The organism is Knoellia subterranea KCTC 19937 (assembly GCF_000768685.1).
GTDB classification, from domain to species: domain Bacteria; phylum Actinomycetota; class Actinomycetes; order Actinomycetales; family Dermatophilaceae; genus Knoellia; species Knoellia subterranea.
On sequence record NZ_AVPK01000012.1, the window covers coordinates 42,038 to 64,911 of the forward strand.

The window sequence follows — 22,874 nt, forward strand, 5'->3', positions numbered from 1 at the left end:
CGAAGGTTCGGGCCCCGTGCCAAGTGGCGGATTCCCCGGATTTCTCTACTCTGGGTAGCAAGTCACGATGCTGCGCGCCCTCTTTGCGGCCTGCCGGCACCGCACCACGGAGGGGTTCCGCACGATGAAGTCACGCACGACGATGACGTATGCCGTTGCCTTGGCTCTGGCGTCCACGCTCGCCCTGGCGGGGTGCAACGGCGGTGAGAAGGAGCCGACGAAGTCGGCCACGGGGACAAGTCCTGCGACGGGATCTGCGAGCCCGAGCGGTTCTCCCAGCTCGAGCGCGACGACGTCGCCCAGCGCTTCCACGGCAGTCAGCATCCCCGCCGCCGCCCGCGCGCATACCGACGAGGGCGCCATCGCGTTCGTCCGCTTCTTCTTCGAGACGGTGAATGCCGCACACCGTGCGCCTGACACGACCCTCCTGCCCCCGCTCTCGACGAATGAGTGCAAGAGCTGCACCTCACTTCAAGCGACTGCGCTTGAGTACGCGACAAAGGGCCATCGAGCCGAGTCCGCACCGACAGCGCCGTTGAGCGCATTGCGCATGCGCGTTGCTTTGCCTGCCGACCCCGTGATGGTCGAGTTCACCCTGACGCAGAACAAGACAAGCGTCGTCGACAAGGCCGGCAACATCGTCGACTCCCAGGAGCGAAAGCAGCGCAGCCAGATCGCGGTGCTCGTCTGGAAGGAGGGGCAATGGTTCATGAATGGGCTCGCCGCGGCCTAGCCTTTGCTGTTGCATCCTTCGTTGTGCTTACTGCGGGTGCAGCGCATGCGGCAACGGGCGACGACATCTTCGGCTCTGTCGATGACGACGGTCTGCAGACGAGTGGCTTGGGCAAAGGTGAACTGAACAAGCTCGGTAGCAAGACGCATAACGCAGCCAACGCGTCGTCCACACCGCCGTGGTATCAGTACGGCTCCTCCTCCTTCTGCTCGAACACTCCCCCGGGCGCATCCGGCGGATCGGATCCGAGCTGCACGGCCGAGTTCGCGGTCTGCAACCCCACCGGTGCCAGTGGCGGCGCGTCGGGTCCGGCCGTTCGCGTCTGGCAGCGCGAAGTCGATCGAACCGGGCAGCCGATAGCCGGGGCCGCCTGGCGCGAGATTGGTTGGACGTGTCTGTCGTCGCTCGTCCCCGGGGCAACCAACGTGCTCACGATGCAGATGATCCTCAACGAGTTCCACGACACGGTCTTCGCCAAGCCGACGGCGTCGATCCAGCCTGTCGGACTCAAGACTCTCGTGAACCTGCCGACGTATTACGAGCTGAAGTGGCCCGAGGCGGGCTTCGAGCCGGGCGAGGCCGACACCACGACTCTGGTTGGTCGCCGCGTCGAGATCGAACCGGTCTTCGTCAGTGCGACGTACATCTACGGCGACGGCGAAGCCAGCGGACCGGTCGAGTCCCTGGGTGGCCCCTACCCCACCGGTGACGTGATCCACACGTACCGACAGAGGATGATCGCCCCGGTTCAGATCAACGTCACCTACTCCGGACGATTCCGCGTCGACGGCGGAGCCTGGATCGACATTCCCGACACCGTCACGATCGAAGGAACCGCGTCCAACCTCGAAGTCGCCGAGGCCAAGGCGCGCCTCTACAACAACGGTTGAGTCCGGTGAGGCACCCGGCCTGCCGGACGGTCTGAGCAGGATTGGCTATCTACGTTGCGATAATTGCTTCACCAGGTGGAGCAAAGGCACGTCATTTGCTGAGTACCCCTGCGTGTGACGAGCGCGGCGACCCAGCGTGCCCAGCTAGCCAAGCCCAAATCCCTCAGGCGGCTTCCGCGACCACGACGTAGTTCGCGACGCGATGCCCGTCCTTGCGATAGCCGAGTTCGTCGTCGCACGTGATGAGCACGATCCGACGGCTCGACGTGTTCGGGCCCCACACTGTGTCGTCCCCGGTCAGTTCGACCTTGTCGACGACGTCCGTGCGCGTCACCTCGAACGTCAGGTCCGCATCTCCCGCGACGAGGGCGAAGCGGTCCCCGACCCGCAGCTCGGGGAGTCGGGCAAAGACGTCCTTGGCGCCGGAGTGCTCAAGGTGCCCGGCGACGACCGCCGTTCCGACAGCCCCCGGTCGGACGCGGTCATAGCCCTGCAACCACATCGCGGTGCGCGCCGGAGGGTTGACTCGCCCATCAGCGTTGACCGTCCCACCGCGGAGATCGACGGCGACACCGATGGACGCAATCTCCAGCCGCGGCCCGACGGCACCGGACAACTTCGAGGACGCCTCGTCGAACGCTCCCCCTCCTCCCCCGGCTGTGAAACCGAGGACGACGAGGAACGCTCCGACGAGAACGGCTCCCAGGGCACCCAGCCGCAGTGGGCGCCGCGACATCAGGAGTGCAGGCCCCGGCGGCGGTTCACCAGGACGAGGGCAGAGCCGCCGGCGAGCATGAGGGCCGCTCCGCTGCCGACAAGCCGGAAGTCAATGCCTGCCGGGTCGACACCGTCGGTCTCGACGACCGGCTTCGTCGGCGTCTGGGACGGCGTGGAGGTTCCGGGCGGCGTCGACGTCCCGCTCGGCGTTTCCGTGGGCGTGGCAGTCACCGTCGGCGTCACGGTCACAGTCGGCGTGGGCGTCGTCGTTGCAGTGGGCGTCGGGCTGGGGGTCGGCGTCTCCGTCGACGTCTTGCCCTTGCACTGATCCACGGTGACCTCGTCGCCCTCACGCAGCTGCGCAACTCCAGCGGAGTCGACGGACCAGTTGGACTCCCAGTTCAGCCCGGGATAGGTCACCGTCTCACCAGTGTTCTCGGCCACGTAGGTGAACGGCGGGATGACATCGCGGCGGTCCTGGTGCTGGTCATGCCCCTGGGTGGTGATGGCCGCAGCATCAATGGTCAGCACGTTGAACGGATTGGTCGCCGAGGCCGTCGCGTGGCAGATCGTGATGTTCGGGTTGGGGTCGGCATACGCCGCGCCGGCCAGGGCGACGCCCGTCGCTCCCGCTCCGGCAAACGTCATCGCGAAGCCGCCTGCGCTGATGCGCCGAAGCACCCTGCGTCGCGTTCCGCGGGCACGGCGGGTGTCCTCCGTCGGCCAGATGGTGTTCGTCAGCTTCGTGATCTCGAGGTCGTCCATGTGCGTGCTCCTCCGTGCCAATCCCAAGGGGAATTCAAGGGCCGGTCGGCCCCCTGCAGGCCTTCTCGGTTCCACGGCGGACGCTAGCAGCACATACGTCACATGAGTCACATTTGTCACATCGGCACCAACGGCGTGTCGCCACCTCGGCGCGACAGCCCCCGGCGCCACTACGCCGTCAGTCGACCGCCGCGTCGTCGCGGAGCAGCGCGTAGCCATACGTGTCGAGCCACTCCCCCGAACGGTGCAAGGCATCCGCCACCGCATGAAGCTCGCGCCGCATCCCGACCCGTTCCATGAGACGCCATGACCGCTCGTTGTCCGCGAAGGAGAATGCCACGATCCGCCGAATCCCCAACTCGGAGAGGCAGATCCGAATCATCGCGCGGACCGCTTCAGTGCCGAAACCCTTCCCCTCGTATGCCGGGTGCAGAGTCCACGCCAGCTCCGCCTGGGTGCCCCTCGCGTCGTCAACCACGTCCGTCTGGCCCCAGGCGTCCTCGACCCGGAGCATGAGGTCACCGATGACCTCACCGTCGTGCTCGACGACCAGCGTGACGGCGATCCGGTCGGCTTCGGCGAATCGCGCCCGGAACGCCTCGATCGCCATGGGGCCGTCGCTCTGCCACTGGCACACGGAGTCGAGGTGCCGGAAGGCCCACACCGCATCGGCGTCCTCGGGGCGGGCCGGGCGAAGGGTCAGCCGTTCGGTCTGCTTCGGCCATGAGAGCCCAGTCAGAGGCGTCCCCGCGGCAGCCACCGCCGCGGCGCCATCGACGGACACAGCGCCGTCGACGAACACAGGGCTATCGATGGACGGGGCACCGCCGACGGAGGCGGCACGGCTGTCCTTCGCACCAGCTGGCTCCGAGACCATGCGCACAGCCAACAGCGGCGCTCCGACGTCACGCAAGCCCGCGAGCACGCCGTGCAACTGGGACTGATCGGCCAGCGCCCCGCTGAGCACCGACGTGCCGTCGCCGTCGTGACGGAGCTCGAGTCCGCCCAGCCGCCCTGACCAGTGTTCGTCGAGGTGGCCGGCCACCTGGAACTCATACGTCGCAGCCACGGTGGCCCTCACCCCCGCTGCCCCACGATGAGCCGCGCCCCGGGTCGAGGCTTCGACAACCGACCGTGACCGAGGGGCTCGCGCCGGATGATCCACTCGGCGACAGCCAGGTTGATGACCCACGCAGCTCCACGCGACACATCGAGCGCGAGCGCCCCATCGCCGAACACTGCCCCGCCGATCCCTTCGGTGAACGCCTGTGTCCCCGCGGCCAGAGCAATGGCATAGGACCGCGTCATCCACGCCCGGTGCGTGGCCACGTCACCCCGACGGATGGCCCGCACGCCGAGCCCCAGCCCCGCGATCATCGCCGACCCGAAGCGGACACGCAGGACGAACAGCAGCACTCCCGAGTCGGGTTGCGGCGGGAAGAACAACGTCAACCACAACGCGGACCCGGCGACGCCCAGCCCCGCCACCACCAACATGCGTCCCGATCGCCGGTGCCACTCCGGGTGACGGCGACGCAGCGCGCCGACGAACTGCAACGACCCGACGAGCGCATAGACCGCTGCCGAGACGATGTGCACGACGACCGCCACGGGCGAGTCGGTGAGCCGCGCGTCACCCACGGCCTGGCCGCCATAGGCGACAGCGACGACGTCCGTTGCGTACTCCGGCGACGTCTCCGCAACGGTCGGGAGGACGAACCCCGCGATCACCTCAGTCGCGAACATGGAGAGGTAGCCGAGGGTCAGCACGATCCAGCCGGCCTAGCCCCATGCGCCGATTCGGCTGCGCTGGCGCAGATACATGTCGGTGATGCCCGCCAGGGCGAGCACGGCCATGACGGCCTTGGCGGCGCTGCGCACGAACCAGTCGGTCGTCGCCAGGGTCGCAAGCTCCATCGGCGGGTGGTTGACCTGGACGCGACGAAGATCGCGCCGGCCGTGGCCGCGGCGATGCCGCCGGCCTGTCCGAGTCGAGTGGTCGGGATGTGCATGGCGGGTCCTCTGCCTTCCGGGTTGCGGTGTGTCCCAGCGGTTTCCGGGACAGGTCGAACCTAGGAAAAGGAAGGGTGACCGCACATCACCACATGATGTGACCGCCGTGGTGATTCCCGGACGACCAAGGCAGAGGCGACCAAGGCAGGGGCGACCCACGCACACGCGGCCCACCACACAAGGTGGCCCAGCGGCATACGGAGGTTTCATTCCGTATGCCGCTGGGCGGGGAGGCGCTCGCTCCCTGGACGAGCGCTGTGGCTTACTTCTTCTTCGGTGGGACCGAGCAGGTGGCGGTGGCGGTGTTGCCCGCCGCGTCGGTGGCCGTCAGGGTGGCGTCACCCTTGAAGGTGAAGTGCCAGTCGACCGCACCTTCGAAGGGAACGACCGTCGAGGCCGCGATGCCGGGGGCCTGCGTCAGCTTGAAGTACGTCCCCGGGTCGTACGGCCCGAAGGTCGTTCCGGTGACGTTGTCCTTGATGCTGACCGTGACGCCGGGCAGGTTGTCGGACGCCACCATCTGGAAGAAACCGGCGTTCTGCCAACCACCAGGTGTCACACCGTCGGGGTTGACGCCGGGACCGCACGCCATGGTGGGCGGCGTGACGTCGTTGACCTTGATGTTGACCGTCTGGACGAACTCGTCGCCGGCTTCGGCACCGTTGATGAGGAACGTCGTGGTGCAGGTGAGCGTCGATCCCTGCGGGGCGTCGGCCGCGACGGTGATGGCCTCGTCGAGGACGACGTCGGTGCCGCTCGGCACGGTCTGGGGCAGGCTGGGGGTGAAGGCCACCGACAGGCCGGTGTCACACGTCGTGTTGGCGGTCACCTCGGCCGGCAGGTTCGACAGGCCGTCGAGGATCGCCGTGGAGACGCCGCTCGGGTCGACGTTCGGCATGAACGTGCCACCGGTCGCGCCGGTGATCGACGTGGCCTGCCCCGTGGCGTTGAGCCCGTCACCGGATCCGCTGTCGACGTTGATGGCGATGACCCGCGCCGACACGTCGGTCAGCGAGGTCGTGGCGTCGGCGAGGCTGTGACCGAGGCTCGGGTCGTGACCGCTCGCGTCGCCGAACCACACGACGATGCGCGACGAACCGGGCCGGAAGGAGATCTGGTCTCCCCCGTTGCCGATCTGCCAGAGCGCGTTGAGCTGGGCCTCCGGGGTGTCGCCACCACCGGACGCGCTGACCGCGTTGATCGCGGCCTGGGCCGTCGCCGGCGTCGGCGTGAGATCCGTGCGACGCGTGAAGACCCCCGCGCCATCGCCCTCGTCCTTGTAGTCGACGACGGCGAACTGTGCCTCGGGTTGGGCCGTCTGGACGTCGCCGACGATGGACGTCATCGCGGCCTTGACGTTGTTGATCGCCGAATCCATCGAACCCGTCGAGTCGACGACGAGCACGATGTCGGGCTTCGGCGGAATCTCCGGTGTGGAGACTGTCTTCGTGACGTGGATCGTCGTGCCCGGGTCGACGGACTGGTCGACCGTGGACGGGCTGACACCCGCCGCGAGTGCGGAGGCGGGCAGGGCCACCAGCGCTCCGGTGGCGACGAGGGAAAGTACTGACTTTCGTGCGCGAACAAACATTGCATCGTCCTCAGCTCTGTTGTGCGTTGCTGTCGAACGAGCCTCCCCGGCCTGGGGCTCGAGTGGCAGGTCGGCGCCGCGTCGTGACTGTCGTGGCGACCATGGCTTCGCCTGCGTACCGGCCTGGCTGGCCGAGGTCCCCCGAGGGCGATGGCTCTCCAGCCGATCCCGTGCCCCCTGTTTCCCACCTTCAGGATAGGACCGGGACTTCGCGGTGGCGTCGAGTTTTCGGAAATTGGAGCGAGTCAGAGAATCCCGAACTCGCACTCCCCGTCATCAGCATCGCGCGGACCGCGGCGGCCTCATCCGACCCCGCACGGAGACGCTGGTGGTCGGCGGGCGCAGCCAACACAAGCTCGTTGACTCGATGTTCAAACAGGTCGAGGTCGTTCGCAGCGTCGTGGGCGAGTCCGTCCCCGTAACGGGCGTGCTTTGCTTCATCGAGTCAGACTGGCCCCTGATCGACGGAGACTTCACAACGCGAGGCGTGCTGGTGACGTGGCCCAAGCGGCTCTACGCATTGCTGGCTAAGGACGGACCACAAGCGCACGCGATCGCCGACCTTCATCGACGAATCGCGGCAACACTGCCGCCTGCCTGACCCAAGGAGGACCCTCAGCACCCCGACGTCAGCTGCCGGTGGCAATGTCGAATCGCGCAACCAGGCAGGACTCTTCGCAATAGAGTGACGACGTGGCTGCGGGCGAGGCATGGAGCTCCTTGGAGAACGAGGTCATCGTTGCCGCTTACCTCGACATGCTGGAGCGCGAGCTCCGTGGCGAACCCTTCACTAAGAGCGTGATCAACGAACGTGTTCGACAGCAGATAGGTCGCTCTCGCGGTTCTGTCGAGTACAAGTTCCAAAACGTCTCCGCGGTCCTCATCGAGTTGGGCCACCCCTATGTCCGGGGCTATAAGGCTGCGTCCAATTTCCAGGATTCGCTTCGCGACGCGGTTCTGGCGCATGTTGACGCGGCGCCATCGCTGCGCGCAACGGCCTTGGCAGAGTTTGGCCGTGTGCCAGAGCCACGAGGCGACTTCTCGTGGAACCTCACGGATCCCCCGAAGGTGGAGTTCAGTGCCCACCACGGATTCTTAAGGCGGGCCGCCAAGGTCGACTTTGTTCAGGTCGACGCCGCGAATCGAGCCCTTGGATTGGCCGGCGAGCGGGCTGTCGTCGAACTCGAGCGACAGCGGCTTGCTGATGCTGGCTTGGGGAAGCTCGCACGAAGCGTCAGGCACGTAAGCGTCGAAGAGGGCGATGGGCTGGGCTACGACATCAGATCCTTCAACTTCCAAGGTGAAGAGAAGTTCATCGAGGTCAAGACGACGCGGCGAGGGCCCTTGTGGCCGATGCTCATTTCAAGCAACGAGGTCAAATTCAGTCAGGAAGAGTCCGAACGGTTCCACCTTTACCGTGTCTTCGACTTCGACGAGCCGAAGCGTGGGCTCTATGAGTTGGCTGGCGATGTGGCCGAGAGTTGCCAGCTACGCCCGGCCCAGTACGAGGCAATACCCGCGTAGCTCGACCATTTGTCGGAACCGAGCACCAGGGTGAGGGCATGGCATCTCAACGTGCAGACCTGTGGGATCGGTTCGTCGACGAGGCCCTCCCCTACGTCGGACTCCCTGAACTCCCGGACCGGCTCCGAATCATCTGTCCCAACCTCACGTCTCGTGAGGTCGACTCGTGGGTAGCGAGGTTCAACACTGCCAACAGTCATCCTTCCGCAGCGGCAGGGTCCAGCTCCAGCCTCTGCTTGACGGACGACGAGGCCGACGGCATCTGGTACGACCGTATGAAGTCCGTGGCCTTCGACTTCATCGAAGAAGTCGAAACACATGGAGCCTGAGGGGTTTCTAGCCCGCAGCGTGGAAACGCTCATACGCAGCCTCAAGCAGGTCTTTGTCAGGTCGGTCGCGTCTGGCCGAGGGAACGACCATGAGGCGACCGCCGTGCAAATCCTGCAAACCGTGCTTCAGCATGGGCCCGTCGATCTCGTGAAGTAGATCCTCTCGGATCTGGACTACCAGATCGGGACGAATCCCGAGGATGTACGAGTCGAGCGCCGCATGGTGAATCTTGCACAGGGCCAACCCATTTCGCACGGCAGCGACGCCGGCCTCATCTCGATCCGGGACCAAGTGGGCGGCATCGAGGAGTGGGCTGTGCCCTAACGCGCAGACGGCACAACGCGTCCCGTACGCGTGCATTACGGCGGCCCGGAAAATCGGTTGATGCAGGCGCCGACGCGTCTCGACGGTGACGTAGCGCTTCAGCATGTCCTCAAGCTGGGAGTCCGGCTGCAGCGCACCTCCCGCGACAGCGTCTACGAGGAACTCCAGACCTGCCTCATGTTCACCGACGATAAAGACTGGAAATGCCGCGTGATAGACCCCGGGCGCTACGCCGAAGAACCAGATCAGCGGGAGCCTCTGATCCATCGCTGCACGAAGAGCACGGTTCTCCGGGTGCTGCGCGTCGGTGCCGCGGTACTTGTAGCGGATCAATCCGTCTTCACCGCGCGAGTCCTCATAGGGGCGATCCGCGCCCTCAGGCCTATAGACGGTTCGAAATGACAGTGCCGCATCGAGGACGGCTGGTTTCCGAATACCCCGCTGTGGATCCATGAGAGGCATCGGTTGACCCCGGAATCGAAACTCCTTGATCTCCTCTGTCGTCAATGCATCGAGTCCGTCATTGGTCCGCAGAGCCAGCCAAGCCATCGCCTCACGCCGGAGGGCTATATCAACGTCGTCGCTCCACGTCGTGGCCATACCGGACAGCTTGCCATCTCAGACATTGACGCCTGGCGCTCTGCAAAAGATCTCGGGTCAGTGCTCAACATCGCGGGCCGGCCGAATCGACAACGAAAGAAGGGCCCGAGACGGTGTTCCGTCTCGGGCCCTTCGATGCTTTCGATCAGCTGCAGCCGCTGGTGGATCCGCAGCCTTCGCAGACGTAGCAGCTACCGGCGGGGCGCATCTTCGTTCCGCAGGTCATGCAGATCGGTGCGTCTGCCGACTTGCCCTGGAACTTCTCCAGGAGCTCGGCCGACGAGTGCACGTCACCGGAGACCTCACGAGCGGAGGCAGCACCGGCACCGAAGTTGACCTCACCGGCGCGGTCCTCGGACTCGCCCGCCTCGTCAGCCGCGACCTCGTCGGTCTTGGCCGGAGCAGCCGCAGCCGTCTTCTTCGGCGAGGCCGCACCGACTCCCTGCGAGTAGGACTCGATCTCGTCCTCGATCGCCTCGGCGTCATCCGAGTCGACCGTGGCCGGGGCGTAGGACCCGGTCTCGAGCTGACGCTGACGCTCCTCGGCGGTGTGGATGCCCATGAACGACCGGGTCTCGAAGTCGAGGTGGTCGAGCGCCAGGCGGCGGAAGACGTAGTCGACGAGCGACTGGCCCATCCGGATGTCCTGGTCGTCGGTCATGCCGGCCGGCTCGAAGCGCATGTTCGTGTACTTCTCGACGTACGTCTCGAGCGGCACGCCGTACTGCAGGCCGACCGAGATCGCGATGGAGAAGGCGTCCATGACTCCGGCGAGGGTCGAGCCCTGCTTGCCGAACTTGAGGAAGACCTCACCGAGGCGACCGTCCTCGTAGGTGCCGGCCGTCATGTAGCCCTCGGCGCCACCGATCGCGAACGACGTCGTCTGCGAGTTGCGGCGCTTCGGCAGACGCTCACGCGTCGGACGGTAGACGACCTTCTCGACGACCTTGGTCTCGCCGGCCTCGGCACCAGCGGCAGCCTTGCCCGCCTCGGCGTCCTTGGCGGTCGAGCCACCGTCGGACAGCGGCTGACCAACCTTGCACGCGTCGCGGTAGACCGCGAGCGCCTTGAGGCCCATCTTCCAACCCTGGATGTAGACGTCCTCGATCTCCTCGACCGTGGCCGTCTCCGGCAGGTTGACCGTCTTGGAGATGGCGCCGGAGAGGAACGGCTGAGTCGCCGCCATCATCCGCACGTGACCCATCGGCGAGATCGCCCGGGCGCCCATGGCGGTGTCGAAGATCTCGTAGTGCTCGGTCTTGAGGCCGGGGGCGTCGATGACGTGACCCTTGTCGGCGATGAACTCGACGATCGCCTCGACCGTCTCCTCGGTGTAGCCGAGCTTGCGCAGGGCCCGCGGGATGGTGAGGTTGACGATCTGCATCGAGCCGCCACCGACGAGCTTCTTGAACTTCACGAGCGAGAAGTCCGGCTCGATGCCCGTGGTGTCGCAGTCCATCATGAATCCGATGGTTCCGGTCGGGGCGAGCACCGACGCCTGGGCGTTGCGGTAGCCGTTCTTCTCCCCCACCTTGACGACGGCGTCCCACGCCTTCGTCGCGGCGCGGTGGATGTCCTTGTCCATGGTGTGCATGGTGCGGATCGCGTCGTTGGCCGCGGCGTGCTTGCGCATGACGCGCTTGTGGGCGTCGGCGTTGCGGGCGTACCCGTTGTACGCACCGACGACACCGGCGAGCTCGGCGGAGCGCTTGTAGGCGGCACCGGTGAGCAGCGAGGTGATCGACGCGGCGAGCGCGCGGCCACCGTCGGAGTCGTAGCCGTGACCCGTCGCCATGAGGAGCGCGCCGAGGTTGGCGTAGCCGATGCCGAGCTGGCGGTAGTCACGAGTAGTTGCGCCGATGCTTTCGGTCGGGAAGTCCGCGAAGCAGATCGAGATGTCCATCGCCGTGATGACGAGCTCGGTCACCTTCTGGAAGGTCGCGACGTCGAACGTGTCGTCGTCCTTGAGGAACTTCAGCAGGTTGAGCGAGGCCAGGTTGCACGAGGAGTTGTCGAGCGACATGTACTCCGAGCACGGGTTCGACGCGGTGATGCGACCCGTCTCCGGGTTGGTGTGCCAATCGTTGATCGTGTCGTCGTACTGGATGCCCGGGTCGGCGCACTCCCACGCGGCCTTGGCGATCTTGCCCATGAGCTCGCGAGCGTCGACGGTCTCGATGACGGAGCCGTCCTTGCGCGAGCGCAGACCGAACTCGGTGCCCTCCTCGACCGCGCGCATGAACTCGTCGTTGACGCGCACCGAGTTGTTGGCGTTCTGGTACTGCACGGACACGATGTCCTTGCCGCCCAGGTCCATGTCAAAGCCGGCGTCACGCAGCGCGCGGATCTTGTCCTCCTCGCGCGCCTTCGTCTCGACGAACTCCTCGATGTCCGGGTGGTCGACGTCGAGGACGACCATCTTGGCTGCACGACGGGTCGCGCCACCGGACTTGATCGTTCCGGCGGACGCGTCGGCGCCACGCATGAACGAGACCGGGCCGGAGGCCGTGCCACCGGAAGACAGGAGCTCCTTGCTGGAGCGGATGCGCGACAGGTTGAGACCCGCGCCCGAGCCGCCCTTGAAGATGAAGCCCTCTTCCTTGTACCAGTTGAGGATCGAGTCCATCGAGTCGTCGACGGAGAGGATGAAGCAGGCCGAGACCTGCTGCGGCGACTTGGTGCCGACGTTGAACCAGACCGGCGAGTTGAAGCTGAACACCTGGTGCAGCAGGGCGTAGGTCAGCTCGTGCTCGAAGATCTCGGCGTCGGTGTCAGCGGCAAAGTAGCCGTGCTCCTTGCCGGCCTTGACGTAGGTCAGGACGACACGGTCGATGAGCTGCTTGAGCCCCTGCTCGCGCTCGGGCGTGCCGACGGCGCCGCGGAAGTACTTCGTCGTGACGATCGTGGAGGCGTTGACGCTCCAGAAGTCAGGGAACTCGACGCCGCGCTGCTCGAAGATCGTCTCGCCGGTCTTCCAGTTCTGCTGGACGACGTCGCGCTTCTCCCAGGTCACCTCGTCGTAGGGGTGGACTCCGGGGGTCGTGTAGATGCGCTCGACTTTGATGCCGTTGCTCCCCTTGGCCGAATTCTTACGGGCACCTGCACGTGCTCCGGCGGTCTCGGTCATTGCCATCTCCCTCTTCTGCCCGGCTCAACCCGGGCGTTCTGTGACCTGTTATTGAGTGAATCAGCGACCACTGACAGTCCGTGCCAGCGATCGAATGGTGCTGGTGATGCGACGTTCTTTTCGCGTATGCCGGTCAGCTGGGACCGGCGGCCGGGTCGCCTTCGCGACCGGACGGCATACGTTCAGGCTCGTGGCCGAGGGCTTCGCGCTCGACGCGCAGCAGGGTGATCGCCTGCTCGAAGTCCTCGAGGTTGTCGAAGGCCTGGTAGACGCTGGCGAACCGCAGGTAGGCGACCTCGTCGAGGCACCGCAGCGGCTCGAGGATGGCGAGCCCGACCTCGTGGGCGTCGACCTCGGCCTGTCCGAGGCCGCGGATCGACTCCTCCACCTTGTGGGCGAGGAGGGCGAGCTCGTCCTCGGTGACCGGTCGGCCCTGGCAGGCCTTGCGGACGCCGACGAGGACCTTGGCCCGGCTGAACGGCTCCGTCGCTCCGGACCGCTTGACGACGGACAGTGCCGCGGTCTCGACGGTCGTGAAGCGCTTGCCGCACTCGGGGCACTGACGGCGGCGGCGAATGCTCGAGCCGTCGTCGGTGGCGCGCGAGTCCATGACGCGTGAGTCGGTGTGACGACAGAACGGGCAGTGCATGAACCGGGCTCCTTTCGCGCCGATGGGTCGCCGATTGGGGATGAATCTGGGGACCACTTGGGGACAACGTGTGGAGAACCCCCGTGCCCCTGTGAACCATATGTGGATGAACTACATCGGTGTAACCACTAGATGTAGTAGCCAGTATGCGCCTGTGACACAGGCCTCGCAACCCCATCCACGAACTTCTGTGTGTCCTCGGCGTGTCCCGGCGTGTCGCCCCCAACCTCCCCGGATTTGCCCCCTCAGAGGCGTATCAGGACCACCCGCACCGCACGTCCCAACTCGCCTATTCCTCCTCTCCGGCCCAACCTGCGCACCGGGTGCGGCAAACGCCCACACAGGCGACGGGCCTGCGCGTAGCACTCCCTCACCGGGCGACGTTTGCCGCACACCGTGCCCGCGACCAGGTCCTGTCAGTGCCCGCCCGTACGGTCCACCTCATGACGCTGAAACTGGGAATGATCACGACCGACACGACCGATGCCGAGGGCCTCGCCACCTGGTGGGCGGAGGTGACCGGCGCCGAGATCACCGAGACCAACGACGGCTGGTACGTCATCGTCAAGGGCGGTTCCCTGCCCGTGCTGTTGGCCTTCCAGAAGGTCGAGGAACCCACGCCGGGCAAGAACCGCATCCACCTCGACCTCACCACCGAGGACCTCGAGGGCGCCACTGAGCAGCTCCTCGCGAGGGGCGCCACCTTGGTCGGACGCCGAGGCGACGAGAACTTCCGCTGGCACACGCTGGCGGATCCGCAGGGCAACGAGTTCTGCATCGCTGGCTCTGCCGACTGAACCACGGACGCCGGTATGCCGGCCGCGCGAGTCGCGCGGACGGCATACCTGCAATGGTCCGCGGCGGCGAAGCTGCTGTTCCGTCCGCCGAATCAGTCCGTCAACGCGGCGTGGATGCGGGAGGCGACCGTGGGATCGGAGAGGTAGCCGACGATGCCGTGCCGGTTCGGGGTGCCGTTGTGGACCGTGACGTTCTCGATCGCGGGCGTGACCGGGAAGTGGGCCTCGTCCAAGGGGTGGAGTGACACCACGTCCTGCGGGTCGTAGGCGTTGAACCACGTCCTGACACCGTCGGGCGTTCCGATCGGCGCGAGCGCCTCGACGATCGTCCCGACGGCCAGTGGGCTGCCCACAGTGACGAAGTGCGGCGCAGACCACCCTTCCGCGGCGGCCCGTCGGCGCAGGACGTCGTAGGCCACGACCGACCCGAGTGAGTGACCCACGACAACGAACTCCCCCGCCGAATCGAAGGCCTTGCGCACGCCGCCCTCGATGATGGTCTGGATGCCCGGGTTGCGGAGATAGCGATACACGTCGAGGGTCGCGAGCGCGAGGCTGGCGTTGCCCAGTCCGGGGACGTTCTCGAGGGCACGCAACGCCGCCAACACCCACGGCCAGTTCTGCACACCCTGCTCGACGACGGCGCCGTCCTCGGCGTGCGCCCGGATGTCCTCCTCGGTCAGTCCCACCGTGGCCACTGTGTCGGACACGGCGGCGGCCAGGAACTCCAGCTCGGCCGGGTTGGGTTCACCCGCAGACTGGATGATCACCTCGGCCGGCTTGCCGCCCGCGTTCTTGACGAGGTCATCGAGGGTGTCGCCGTAGTAGGGGAAGCGCACCTGCTCGGTGGGCAGGTCGACGTCGAGGCCGGCAGCGCGGAAGCCGGTATGGAGGGCGTCGAGCCACTCCTGCTTGAGCGCCTTGGAGTCCTTCCGCTGCTGGGAGCGGCCGTGGATGAGGACGAGCGTGCGCATGGCGATCTCCTGTCGTGGCTGGGTTCAGTGAGGCCGGTCGGTGAGGAGTTGTTCGAGGGCGGCGAGGTCGGCAGCATCCGCCCGGAAGGCCGTCCACAGGGACGCACTGCGACCCGGCAGAGTCGGCATGGGGGCCACGCCGTCATCCCCGAGAAGAGACCATCCGGCGCTCATGAGGGGGAACGGCGGACCGTCGAAGGCAGACAGGTCCTCGGCCAGCAGCGCCACGTCGTACGGGACCGGGCTCCCCTGAACCTGCAGTCCGTCGAGGAGGGTGAGCACGTGGGCCCGGTGTCCCGACTCGACCAGTCCGTACGCGACGTAGACCGCGATCGACGGGTCCTCCCCCGCCGCCTCGACAGCGCGGGCGACGGCCTCCGCCGGGTCGTTCAGCCACTGCAGACCGAACCGGCTGCGGCTGGCCACGCTTGAGCGCCACTCGGGCACAACGGTCTCGACCTCCCCACCCTGGCCACGCGAGTGCCATCTCAGGTCCTCGGCTCCCGACTCGTCGAGGACCGCGGTGCAGCCACGATCACCGAAGTTCGGAACCACAAGGACGAAATCGCCGACGCCCGCCAGTTGTCCTCGTGGCCCGCGCGCCAGCGCGGTGATGTCCATCGGCTCGGGCACGTCCTGCTGCTCGCGAACGGCGAGCGCCGTCAGCGGTTCGCCACCGCCAGCGAGGGCTGCGGTGGTGAGATGGGACGCCGCTCGTGTCGCGCGCAGCTCGTCGTGGTCGACCATCCGGCTCGGCGGGCGCGGCGGCACCGAAAGCGGCGGCGGCGACGGTGACGCTCCCGTCGTGGGGGCCGGCGGCCCCGTCTCACTCGGCGGCACCGGCATCGGCGGGGCTGGCATCGGCGGCGCCGGCAGGTCCGGAGCAGGCGTGGAACTCCAGGGCTTGCGCCAGGGCAGGCGACGACGTTTTCGCCCGCGGTAGCGCCGCGGCGGCTCCGGCGCTTCCCCGTCCTGCACCTGTTCCTCGACGGCGGGTGGCGGTCCGGCCGCAGGCGGCGGTGCCGGTGCGGGAGGCGGTGCGCCCGCTGGTGCTGCGGGGCCGAGAGGCGGATCCGGCGCGCCCGCCGGTGCGGTCGGCGCAACGAGGTGCGGCAACTGGGACAACCACACCTCCGTCGGGTTGGACGTGATCCGGCTGTCCGGGAATTGCGCCACCTGTGCGAGGACACCCAAGTGGTTGAGCCGGTTCGCCAGGAGGGTCGGAAGCGCCTGGTGCAACGACCACGGCCGCACGACGTCCACCTCGGTTCCGCCCAGCTGGACGGTCTCGCGCTGCACCTCGGGGTACGTACCTCGCAGCGCCTCGGCGACCACCTCGGTCCAGACGGGGTGGAACGTCTTGGCCGCGGCTCCGACCGCAGCGAGCGCCTCCTCTTCGGCCACCTGGTGTGCGTTCTCTCCCACCCGCGTGGCATAGAAGACGTCGACCTTGCGAGACCCGACGGTGTTGGGGTTGGGGAAGATCGACGAGCCTGTGACCTCCCCGAACTGCAGCGAGGCAGCCTGACTCCGGCACGCGTCGGAGAGCAGGACGATGTGCGGGATGACGCCGCGCTCGGCCAACCGGACGGACTTCGCGACGTTGACCGCTGCGCTCGGGTCGTCGGGTGCACCGGAGAGGAGCCAGAGTTCGCTGCCGTCGTTCACGACGCCGTGCCCGCAGAAATAGACGACCAGTTGTTCGACCACGCGACTGTCGGCAAAGGCCTTGACCGCATCGAAGAGTTGGGCGACTTCGACCGGGTTCCCTCCCGAGTCGTCCAACTGTGCGACCAACTCGTCGGGCACTCCCTGCTCGCGGATCCAGTCCCGGACGGCCTTGAGACCGGCGTCCACCGCAGGCAGGATCGGCAGCCGCCCGGTCCTTCCCACACCCACAAGCACGAAGGCTCGTTTCACCTCCACAACGCTACTCAGGTCGGGGGTGTCCCGTTCGGAATTGCCAAAGGTCCGCGGGCTCACTCGAGCCCTCGATACGCTCGTTGCGTGACCCTCGCGGAGGAGGTCCTGCAGGTGGCGCTGAACGCCCCTGACACCCTCCCGGCCAGGCTCCAGGCCGCCGGGGCGCTCCCACCTGACGTGGCTGTCGAGGTGGCTCAGGCCGGGTTCACCGCTCTGGATGCCGGCGACCTGCCTCGAGCCCGGGCCGCATTCGGTGCGGCCATGCTCATGTTCAGCAACAACGACGACTGGCCCCGTGCCATCACCTGCGGCGTCCAACATGCCGAGATCTGCAAGGTGCTCGCGACGACGGAGGATGAGCATTCGTCGGCCCGTGATCGAGCAGTGGGCATGCGAGGGCTGGCGCGCCGGTTGCGGTTGGCCACGCAGGCCTTCAATGCCGGGGTCGTGGTGGCAGACAGCGCCTGGTTCGCTGGGCAGTCCGCCCGGGAGCAGCGCGACCATGAGGCCTACGGTCGGTGGCTGCTCGTCACCCTCGACGACTGTGTCGATGCACTGACCCTCATCGAGACCGATCCCACCGGTGGGCGGGCACGGAATCTCATCTCGCTCGTCGGGGTCGCCGTGCGTGAGGTCCAGCAGACACCGTGGCTCGACGCCGAACAATCACAGGCAGACGCGGCCCTGCGCAAGGTCGCCCTCGCGACCGAGTCCTTCGTGGCCCCCGGGACCCACTCCTTCACGGGCGGCGCGTCCAGCCAGACGGATCTGGAGCTGGTTCTCGCGGGTCTGTCCTACCAATGGGGCAGCCCTGATGTCGCCCGCGCGCGACTGACGCACGTTGCGGAAACGGCCCACGCCGGTGGGGACCTCACGACCTTCATCGAGGCCGTCTCAACTCTGTATGCCGGTGAACGGGAGTGCTATCGGCTCACCGACACGCTCATCGCGGTGACGGAACGGTTCGCAGGAGCTGTCGACGACTTCCGAAGCAGCTCGCGATCCCGGGCGGGGCGGCTCTGGATGGCCCAACAGCTCGACGAGCTGAGTGGCGACATGGTGACGGACGAGTTCACCCGGCTGGTGGGACGCGATGTCGAGCGCGCCTACCAGGCGGTCGAACGCTTCCGCGCGCGCACGCTGCTCGACGAGATGACCGGTCACGTGCGCGAACTCGAACCGTCCCTGCGGGATCGGGCCGCCGCACTGGGCGCGGCGGTCCTTCATCTCGAGGCTCCCCCGACCCTGGACGACGACGTCGGCGACCAGATCCGACTCGTCAGTCGCCTCCCCATTGGTGGCCTGACGGCCGACCCGGAACGGCTCCGGACGTTGGCCACTCTCGAAGCGCTTCACGCCGAGTCCGACGCCGGCTTCATCGGGACCGAACCGATCGGTTCCCTCGACAGCGTCATCGGCCGGCTGGCACCCGACGAAGCGATCGTGACCTACCACATCCCCTACGACGCGCTCGATCCGGCGGGAACGCTCCTGATCATGGCGATCACGCCCCGAGGCCCGCTGACCCTCCACCTCCCGCTGCATCCCGGCGAGGGAGTTGGGCACTTCATCGGCCGGATCCAGGTCGACGGCCGGCAACCGATCGATGCCAGCCCGCTGGCCGAACTGATCGTCAACACCCGAATGTCGATCCTCGACAACGACGGGGACGCCGACCCGCGGCTTGCCGAGCTGTATCGGATCCTCGTGGCACCCCTCAAGGAGGCGGGTCTGGCGATCCGTGACTTCCGGACCCTCTTCATCGTCCCCCACGGCATCCTCCATGCCGTGCCGTTCGCCGCTCTGCGCACGCCCGAGGGGCGTTGTCTCGTCGAGGATGTCGCCACCGTGGTCGTGCCCAGCGTCTCGGTGTGGGAGGTCCTTCGCGAGCGCGAAGCCACGGCACCCAGGCGCTTCGTCGGCTTCGCGAACCCGTCCGTGACGGACTATGAGCCGCTCCCCCAGGCCGAGCTCGAGGTCGCCGAGGTGCGCTCGCTCCTGTCGCAGCTGGAGGCGAGTGTGCTCGTGGGCGACGAGGCCAGCGAGTCGGCACTCCGTCGATGGTCCCCCGGCGCAGACGTTGTTCATCTCGCGACCCACGGCGAATTCCCCGAGGCCGACGCCATGAATCTGCATCGCGTCCTCTTGAGTGCAACGGAGGAACACGACGGCCACGTCAACGCCGAGGAACTCCGGAGTCTGGACCTGAGATCCGCTCAACTCGTCGTCCTCAGTATCTGTGATGGCGGCGTCTACCGCTTCGGGCCGGGCGATGAGCCCTATGGCTTGCTGTCGGCTCTCCTTGCCGCCGGAGCCCGGAACGTGTTGGGGCCGCTGTGGGCGGTCGAGGACACCCAGACCCGACTCCTCATGACCACGTTCTATCGTCGTCTGCTCGCCGACGGGCCCGCCGTCGCCCTGCAGCACGCCGTCGTGGACCGGCTGCGGGCCGGCGCCCAGATCCGAGACTGGGCTGGCTTCGTCCTCTTCGGCGGCGGGATGTGGGCGACCGCCTGAGCACCTTCGTCTCACCCGAACCCACAACGCAGGTATGCCGTCCGCGCGAGTCGCGCGGACGGCATACCGTCACGGTGTTCTTGCCTGAGCAAGAAGGTGAGTCAGAGGCCGGGGCCCTGGGAGCGGAGCTTGTCGACCTCGCTCATCGCCTCACGGAGCTGACCGAGCCATTCGTCGGCGTGCTGGCCGACGAGTCGGACCGACCACGCGAGCGCGTCGCTCCGGGAGCGAGCGACGCCGGCGTCGACGAGGGTGTCGAGGACCTGGCGCTCGGGCTGACGCAGGCGCGTCATGACCGGAGCCGCAAGGTGGGTGAAGAGCGCCTCGGTCTCGCCGAGTCGCACGCCCCAAGAGACCTTGCGCTCGTAGCGAGCCTCGGCCTCCTGGGCGATCGCGATGCGCGCCTCCTTGGTGTCGGCACGCCAGCGGCTGATCCGACCCTCGGCTTCAGCCGGCTTGAGGTCTTCCGCGGCGAGGGTGCCGATGACGGTGATCTCGTCACGGTCGACGTTGATGTCGACGTCGGTGAACCAGTCACTGGGCAGGCGCCCGGTGAACCAGTCCTGGGCGTCGTCGGCGCTGGGGACGTCGGCCTGCTGCCAGCCGCCGGGCCGGCCCATTCCGCGACCCATGCCGCGGCCGCGACCGCCGCCGGGACCGCCCATGCCACGGCCGCCGCGCGGGCCGCCGGGACCACGCCCGGGCATGCCGCGACGGGAGCCGCGCTCGGTGGGACGGGGGGTGTCTTCGGGGGTGAAGTGTGTGTGGTGGGACCTCATGGTGGGTCTCCTTCCTGATGGTGCTGCACTGCGTCGGTATTGCAGTGCTTACATCATTACACAACGACACTCATTGCGGAATGTTCCCGTTCCCCACACTCCGACTTCTTGCCCCCGTGGGACACAATGGGGCCATGTCGGACGACGCCACGTGGGAGACGCATCCGGTGACGCCTGACCGGTTCGAGGACTTCGTCACCGTCGTCAACGCGAACCGGCGCCCCACCCACTGTTGGTGCCTCTCGCACCGCCTCACCCAGGCCGAGATCACCGAGCTGGGAGGTGACGGACCCACGCAACGTGAGCAGGCGATGCGCGCCCTGTGCGAACGCGAACTGCCACCGGGCGTCGTGACCTACCGGGACGGCATACCCGTCGGGTGGTGCAACATCGGACCGCGAGCCGACATCACCCGGCTCGCCCGGTCCAAGCTCATGCTCCCCACCGACGACCTGCCCGTCTGGAGCATCGTCTGCGTCGTCGTGCGCAGCGGCCACCGCAGGCAGGGCGTGACGCAGCACCTCCTCGAGGGCGCCGTCGACTACGCCAGGGCCAACGGCGCGCCGGCGGTCGAGTCCCATCCGGTTGACCCGCCCGGGCGCATGGACCTCACGATGGCGTTTGTCGGCACGCGCGCGATGTTCGAGAAGGCCGGCTTCGAGGTCGTCGGCACGACCGAGGCGACGGCGAGCAAACTGCCCCGGCTCACGATGCGCCGCACACTCGCCGCTTGACGCCCGCACCCTCCCTCACTCCCCCAGAGACGCCACTGCCGGGGTGAGCGCGACGCTCACCCCGGCAGGGTCGTGCTGTCCTGCATCAGACGCAGGCCTGCTGGTTCGACTCGTTGGACTGCGTCAGCTGACGGCCTTCAGAGCGTCGACGACACCCTCACCGAAGTAGCTCTTGTTCTCCGGCGTGCCCACGCAGGCCGGGCCGCTCGCCGTGGAGCAGGCCGTGTCGACCGCGTCGGCGCGCAGCTTGGCCACCATCTGCTCGGGCGTGAGCTCGGGGTGGGCCGACTTCATGAGGGCGAGGACGCCGGCGACGTGCGGGGACGCCATCGACGTGCCGCTCTTGGTGCCATAACCGTTGTTGCGCACGATCGTCGAGAGGATCGAGCTGCCCGGAGCCGAGACGTCGATGACGCCGAGACCGCGGTTGGAGAAGCCGGACAGGGCGCCCGTGCTGGTGTGCGACGACACGGTCGCGACACCGGGAAGCTCGGCCGGAATGTCCTGGCAGCCGTCGTTGAGCGTGCGGTTGACCATCGGACTGCCGTCGTTCGGGCTGGTCGGGTCCGTGAAGGCCGACTTGTCGGACAGGTCGTAGGCCGAGTTGCCCGCAGCGGCGGCGTGGACGACGCCCTGCTTGGTCGACCATGCGACGGCGCGGCTCACGGCCTCCTTGGCGGCAGCCTGGTCGGGCTGGTCGCTGCACCAGAACTCGAACGGGTCGACGTAGTAGCTGTTGTTCGTGACGTCCATGTGCTTCTCACCGGCCCAGACAAAGCCACACACCGCGAACTCCGGGTAGATGTAGCCCTCGTTGCTCACGACCTTGACCGCGGCCATGCGCACGTTCGGCGCGACACCGACGATGCCGACACCATTGCGGGCGGCTGCGATCGTGCCGGCCACGTGGGTGCCGTGGTCACTGGTGGTGGGGTTCCAGCCCGTGGCCGAGGTGTCGGGACGACCCGCGTTGGTGCAGTTCACCGAGTTCGCGACGTCGATGTTCGGCTGAAGGTCCGGGTGGTCGGGGTCGATGCCACTGTCGAGCACGCCGACGAGGACGTTGCGGGAACCGTCGGTGATCTTGTGGGCCTGGTCAGCCTTGATCATCTTCATGTCCCACTGCTGAGCCTCGCGCTCGTCCGTGGTCTCCGCCGGGGTGGTCGGGGCCTCGACGTCACCGTTGGCGTCCTTCTTCGCGCCCTGCATGTAGCCGTTCGCGCCCGGACCCCACGGGGCCTGGACGCCCTCGGGGGTGCCCTCGAGCACGGGCACGGTGCGGGTCGCGCCGACGGACTCCAGAGCCTGGCCGCCCGCAACGCGGACGTCGGCACGGAAAGGCCGAGTGCTGCGAGTGGGCGACGACGACACCGATCTGCGGCCAGCTCTGGACGACGACGCCACCCGCCTCGGCAACCGCCTTCTCGAGAAGCCGGGTCTGGCCCGGGTTCGCGACCTTCGCGTTGAGGATGTAGCTCATCGTCTGACCCTCCGGCGCCACGATCGGCACCGGCGTCGACGCTTCGGTCTCGGATGCGGACGCCACGCTGGGGACACCGCCAAGCAGTGCGACGGCTGCTGCGGCCGTCGCTGCGACGGCGAAGGTGGCCCGCCGGCGCTGACTGAAACGAGTCATTCTCACTCCGTTGTGAAGGGTTGGTCCGTGCGTGGCACTCGAGGTGGCACGAACGGGCCGCCCTCTTTCGGGGGCGGCATGACCCATCCTGTCCATGACCGTCGGTAATTCCAGAGTTCTTTGTGGAAATCTTCAGAACCTGTCCGATGCAGGGACAAAAGTGTCGCGGCACGTCACCTGACGTGCCACCAGTCAGGCTGCCCCGCGACTCACGACGCGCGACAGAGCCCCGGGGAGTGGTGGGGTTTGGG

21 protein-coding genes are annotated in these 22,874 nt (G+C 67.3%); 8 read left to right on the forward strand and 13 right to left on the reverse strand.

All coding sequences use genetic code 11. The annotated features are described in order from the left end of the window. The first annotated feature begins 67 nt into the window (after positions 1 to 67). Both N803_RS15615 and N803_RS18620 read left to right on the forward strand, forming a co-directional pair. A complete protein-coding gene (locus tag N803_RS15615) occupies positions 68 to 733 on the forward strand; it encodes a DUF6318 family protein (RefSeq protein WP_035907034.1) in 666 nt (221 codons plus the stop codon). Then, positions 703 to 1,623 carry a hypothetical protein gene (locus N803_RS18620; RefSeq protein WP_169743114.1) on the forward strand — a complete coding sequence of 307 codons (921 nt, stop codon included), beginning with the start codon at positions 703 to 705 and terminating at the stop codon, positions 1,621 to 1,623. The genes N803_RS15615 and N803_RS18620 overlap by 31 nt, the downstream gene beginning before the upstream one ends. Positions 1,624 to 1,786: 163 nt before the next feature. Here the strand turns inward: N803_RS18620 and N803_RS17690 are convergent, their stop codons facing one another. From N803_RS17690 to N803_RS15645, 6 genes are all read right to left on the reverse strand, one after another. Beyond that, a complete protein-coding gene (locus N803_RS17690) occupies positions 1,787 to 2,359 on the reverse strand; it encodes a class F sortase (RefSeq protein WP_052112369.1) in 573 nt (190 codons plus the stop codon). Further along, positions 2,359 to 3,105 carry a hypothetical protein gene (locus N803_RS18425; RefSeq protein ID WP_035907038.1) on the reverse strand — a complete coding sequence of 249 codons (747 nt, stop codon included), beginning with the start codon at positions 3,103 to 3,105 and terminating at the stop codon, positions 2,359 to 2,361. Before N803_RS18425 ends, N803_RS17690 begins: the two co-directional genes overlap by 1 nt. Positions 3,106 to 3,283: 178 nt before the next feature. Continuing rightward, entirely contained in the window at positions 3,284 to 4,174 is an 891-nt protein-coding gene (locus tag N803_RS15635; protein WP_245617325.1) for a GNAT family N-acetyltransferase, read from the reverse strand. 8 nt (positions 4,175 to 4,182) lie between these two features. Next, on the reverse strand, positions 4,183 to 4,875 hold the full coding sequence (locus N803_RS15640; protein ID WP_052112370.1) for a DUF2306 domain-containing protein: 693 nt from the start codon (positions 4,873 to 4,875) through the stop codon (positions 4,183 to 4,185). Positions 4,876 to 4,887: 12 nt separating this feature from the next. Next, the gene (locus N803_RS19060; protein WP_281175018.1) at positions 4,888 to 5,022 is read right to left on the reverse strand and encodes a hypothetical protein; all 135 of its coding nucleotides are present in this window, start codon (positions 5,020 to 5,022) and stop codon (positions 4,888 to 4,890) included. A 358-nt stretch (positions 5,023 to 5,380) separates the two neighbouring features. Further along, positions 5,381 to 6,655 (reverse strand): vWA domain-containing protein, encoded by a 1,275-nt coding sequence (locus N803_RS15645; RefSeq protein WP_052112371.1) that lies wholly within the window; start codon positions 6,653 to 6,655, stop codon positions 5,381 to 5,383. A 382-nt stretch (positions 6,656 to 7,037) separates the two neighbouring features. Here N803_RS15645 and N803_RS18625 point away from each other — a divergent pair, with 382 nt between their 5' ends. The 3 genes from N803_RS18625 to N803_RS15660 all read left to right on the forward strand — a co-directional run bounded on the left by N803_RS18625 (position 7,038) and on the right by N803_RS15660 (position 8,562). Next, complete coding sequence (locus N803_RS18625; protein ID WP_052112372.1) at positions 7,038 to 7,310, forward strand: hypothetical protein; 273 nt, start codon at positions 7,038 to 7,040, stop codon at positions 7,308 to 7,310. Positions 7,311 to 7,402: 92 nt separating this feature from the next. After that, the gene (locus N803_RS15655; RefSeq protein WP_035907040.1) at positions 7,403 to 8,233 is read left to right on the forward strand and encodes a protein NO VEIN domain-containing protein; all 831 of its coding nucleotides are present in this window, start codon (positions 7,403 to 7,405) and stop codon (positions 8,231 to 8,233) included. Between the two features lie 38 nt (positions 8,234 to 8,271). Then, positions 8,272 to 8,562 carry a hypothetical protein gene (locus N803_RS15660; RefSeq protein ID WP_035907041.1) on the forward strand — a complete coding sequence of 97 codons (291 nt, stop codon included), beginning with the start codon at positions 8,272 to 8,274 and terminating at the stop codon, positions 8,560 to 8,562. Between the two features lie 7 nt (positions 8,563 to 8,569). On the opposite strand, the gene N803_RS15665 is transcribed toward N803_RS15660, so the two are convergent. From N803_RS15665 to nrdR, 3 genes are all read right to left on the reverse strand, one after another. Continuing rightward, a complete protein-coding gene (locus N803_RS15665) occupies positions 8,570 to 9,487 on the reverse strand; it encodes an HNH endonuclease (protein WP_245617328.1) in 918 nt (305 codons plus the stop codon). Between the two features lie 145 nt (positions 9,488 to 9,632). Continuing rightward, positions 9,633 to 12,614 carry a vitamin B12-dependent ribonucleotide reductase gene (locus N803_RS15670; RefSeq protein WP_035907043.1) on the reverse strand — a complete coding sequence of 994 codons (2,982 nt, stop codon included), beginning with the start codon at positions 12,612 to 12,614 and terminating at the stop codon, positions 9,633 to 9,635. 133 nt (positions 12,615 to 12,747) lie between these two features. Further along, positions 12,748 to 13,263 (reverse strand): transcriptional regulator NrdR, encoded by a 516-nt coding sequence (nrdR, locus tag N803_RS15675; protein WP_035907044.1) that lies wholly within the window; start codon positions 13,261 to 13,263, stop codon positions 12,748 to 12,750. A gap of 443 nt (positions 13,264 to 13,706) precedes the next feature. Between nrdR and N803_RS15680 the strand changes: the two genes are divergently transcribed. Next, positions 13,707 to 14,060, forward strand: a complete 354-nt coding sequence (locus tag N803_RS15680; RefSeq protein ID WP_035907046.1) for a VOC family protein — start codon at positions 13,707 to 13,709, stop codon at positions 14,058 to 14,060. A gap of 92 nt (positions 14,061 to 14,152) precedes the next feature. On the opposite strand, the gene N803_RS15685 is transcribed toward N803_RS15680, so the two are convergent. Continuing rightward, positions 14,153 to 15,034 (reverse strand): hypothetical protein, encoded by an 882-nt coding sequence (locus N803_RS15685; RefSeq protein WP_035907048.1) that lies wholly within the window; start codon positions 15,032 to 15,034, stop codon positions 14,153 to 14,155. A gap of 24 nt (positions 15,035 to 15,058) precedes the next feature. Then, positions 15,059 to 16,954 carry a hypothetical protein gene (locus N803_RS17695; RefSeq protein ID WP_156969826.1) on the reverse strand — a complete coding sequence of 632 codons (1,896 nt, stop codon included), beginning with the start codon at positions 16,952 to 16,954 and terminating at the stop codon, positions 15,059 to 15,061. An 87-nt stretch (positions 16,955 to 17,041) separates the two neighbouring features. Here N803_RS17695 and N803_RS15695 point away from each other — a divergent pair, with 87 nt between their 5' ends. Beyond that, positions 17,042 to 19,474, forward strand: coding sequence for a CHAT domain-containing protein (locus N803_RS15695; RefSeq protein ID WP_035907050.1), 2,433 nt, complete (start codon positions 17,042 to 17,044; stop codon positions 19,472 to 19,474). A 101-nt stretch (positions 19,475 to 19,575) separates the two neighbouring features. Here N803_RS15695 and N803_RS15700 read toward each other — a convergent pair whose 3' ends face one another. Beyond that, positions 19,576 to 20,253 (reverse strand): hypothetical protein, encoded by a 678-nt coding sequence (locus N803_RS15700; protein ID WP_281175019.1) that lies wholly within the window; start codon positions 20,251 to 20,253, stop codon positions 19,576 to 19,578. Between the two features lie 134 nt (positions 20,254 to 20,387). Here N803_RS15700 and N803_RS15705 point away from each other — a divergent pair, with 134 nt between their 5' ends. After that, positions 20,388 to 20,987, forward strand: coding sequence for a GNAT family N-acetyltransferase (locus N803_RS15705; RefSeq protein ID WP_035907052.1), 600 nt, complete (start codon positions 20,388 to 20,390; stop codon positions 20,985 to 20,987). A gap of 123 nt (positions 20,988 to 21,110) precedes the next feature. Here N803_RS15705 and N803_RS15710 read toward each other — a convergent pair whose 3' ends face one another. Beyond that, complete coding sequence (locus N803_RS15710) at positions 21,111 to 22,358, reverse strand: S8 family peptidase (protein WP_245617330.1); 1,248 nt, start codon at positions 22,356 to 22,358, stop codon at positions 21,111 to 21,113. Between the last annotated feature and the right edge of the window lie 516 nt (positions 22,359 to 22,874).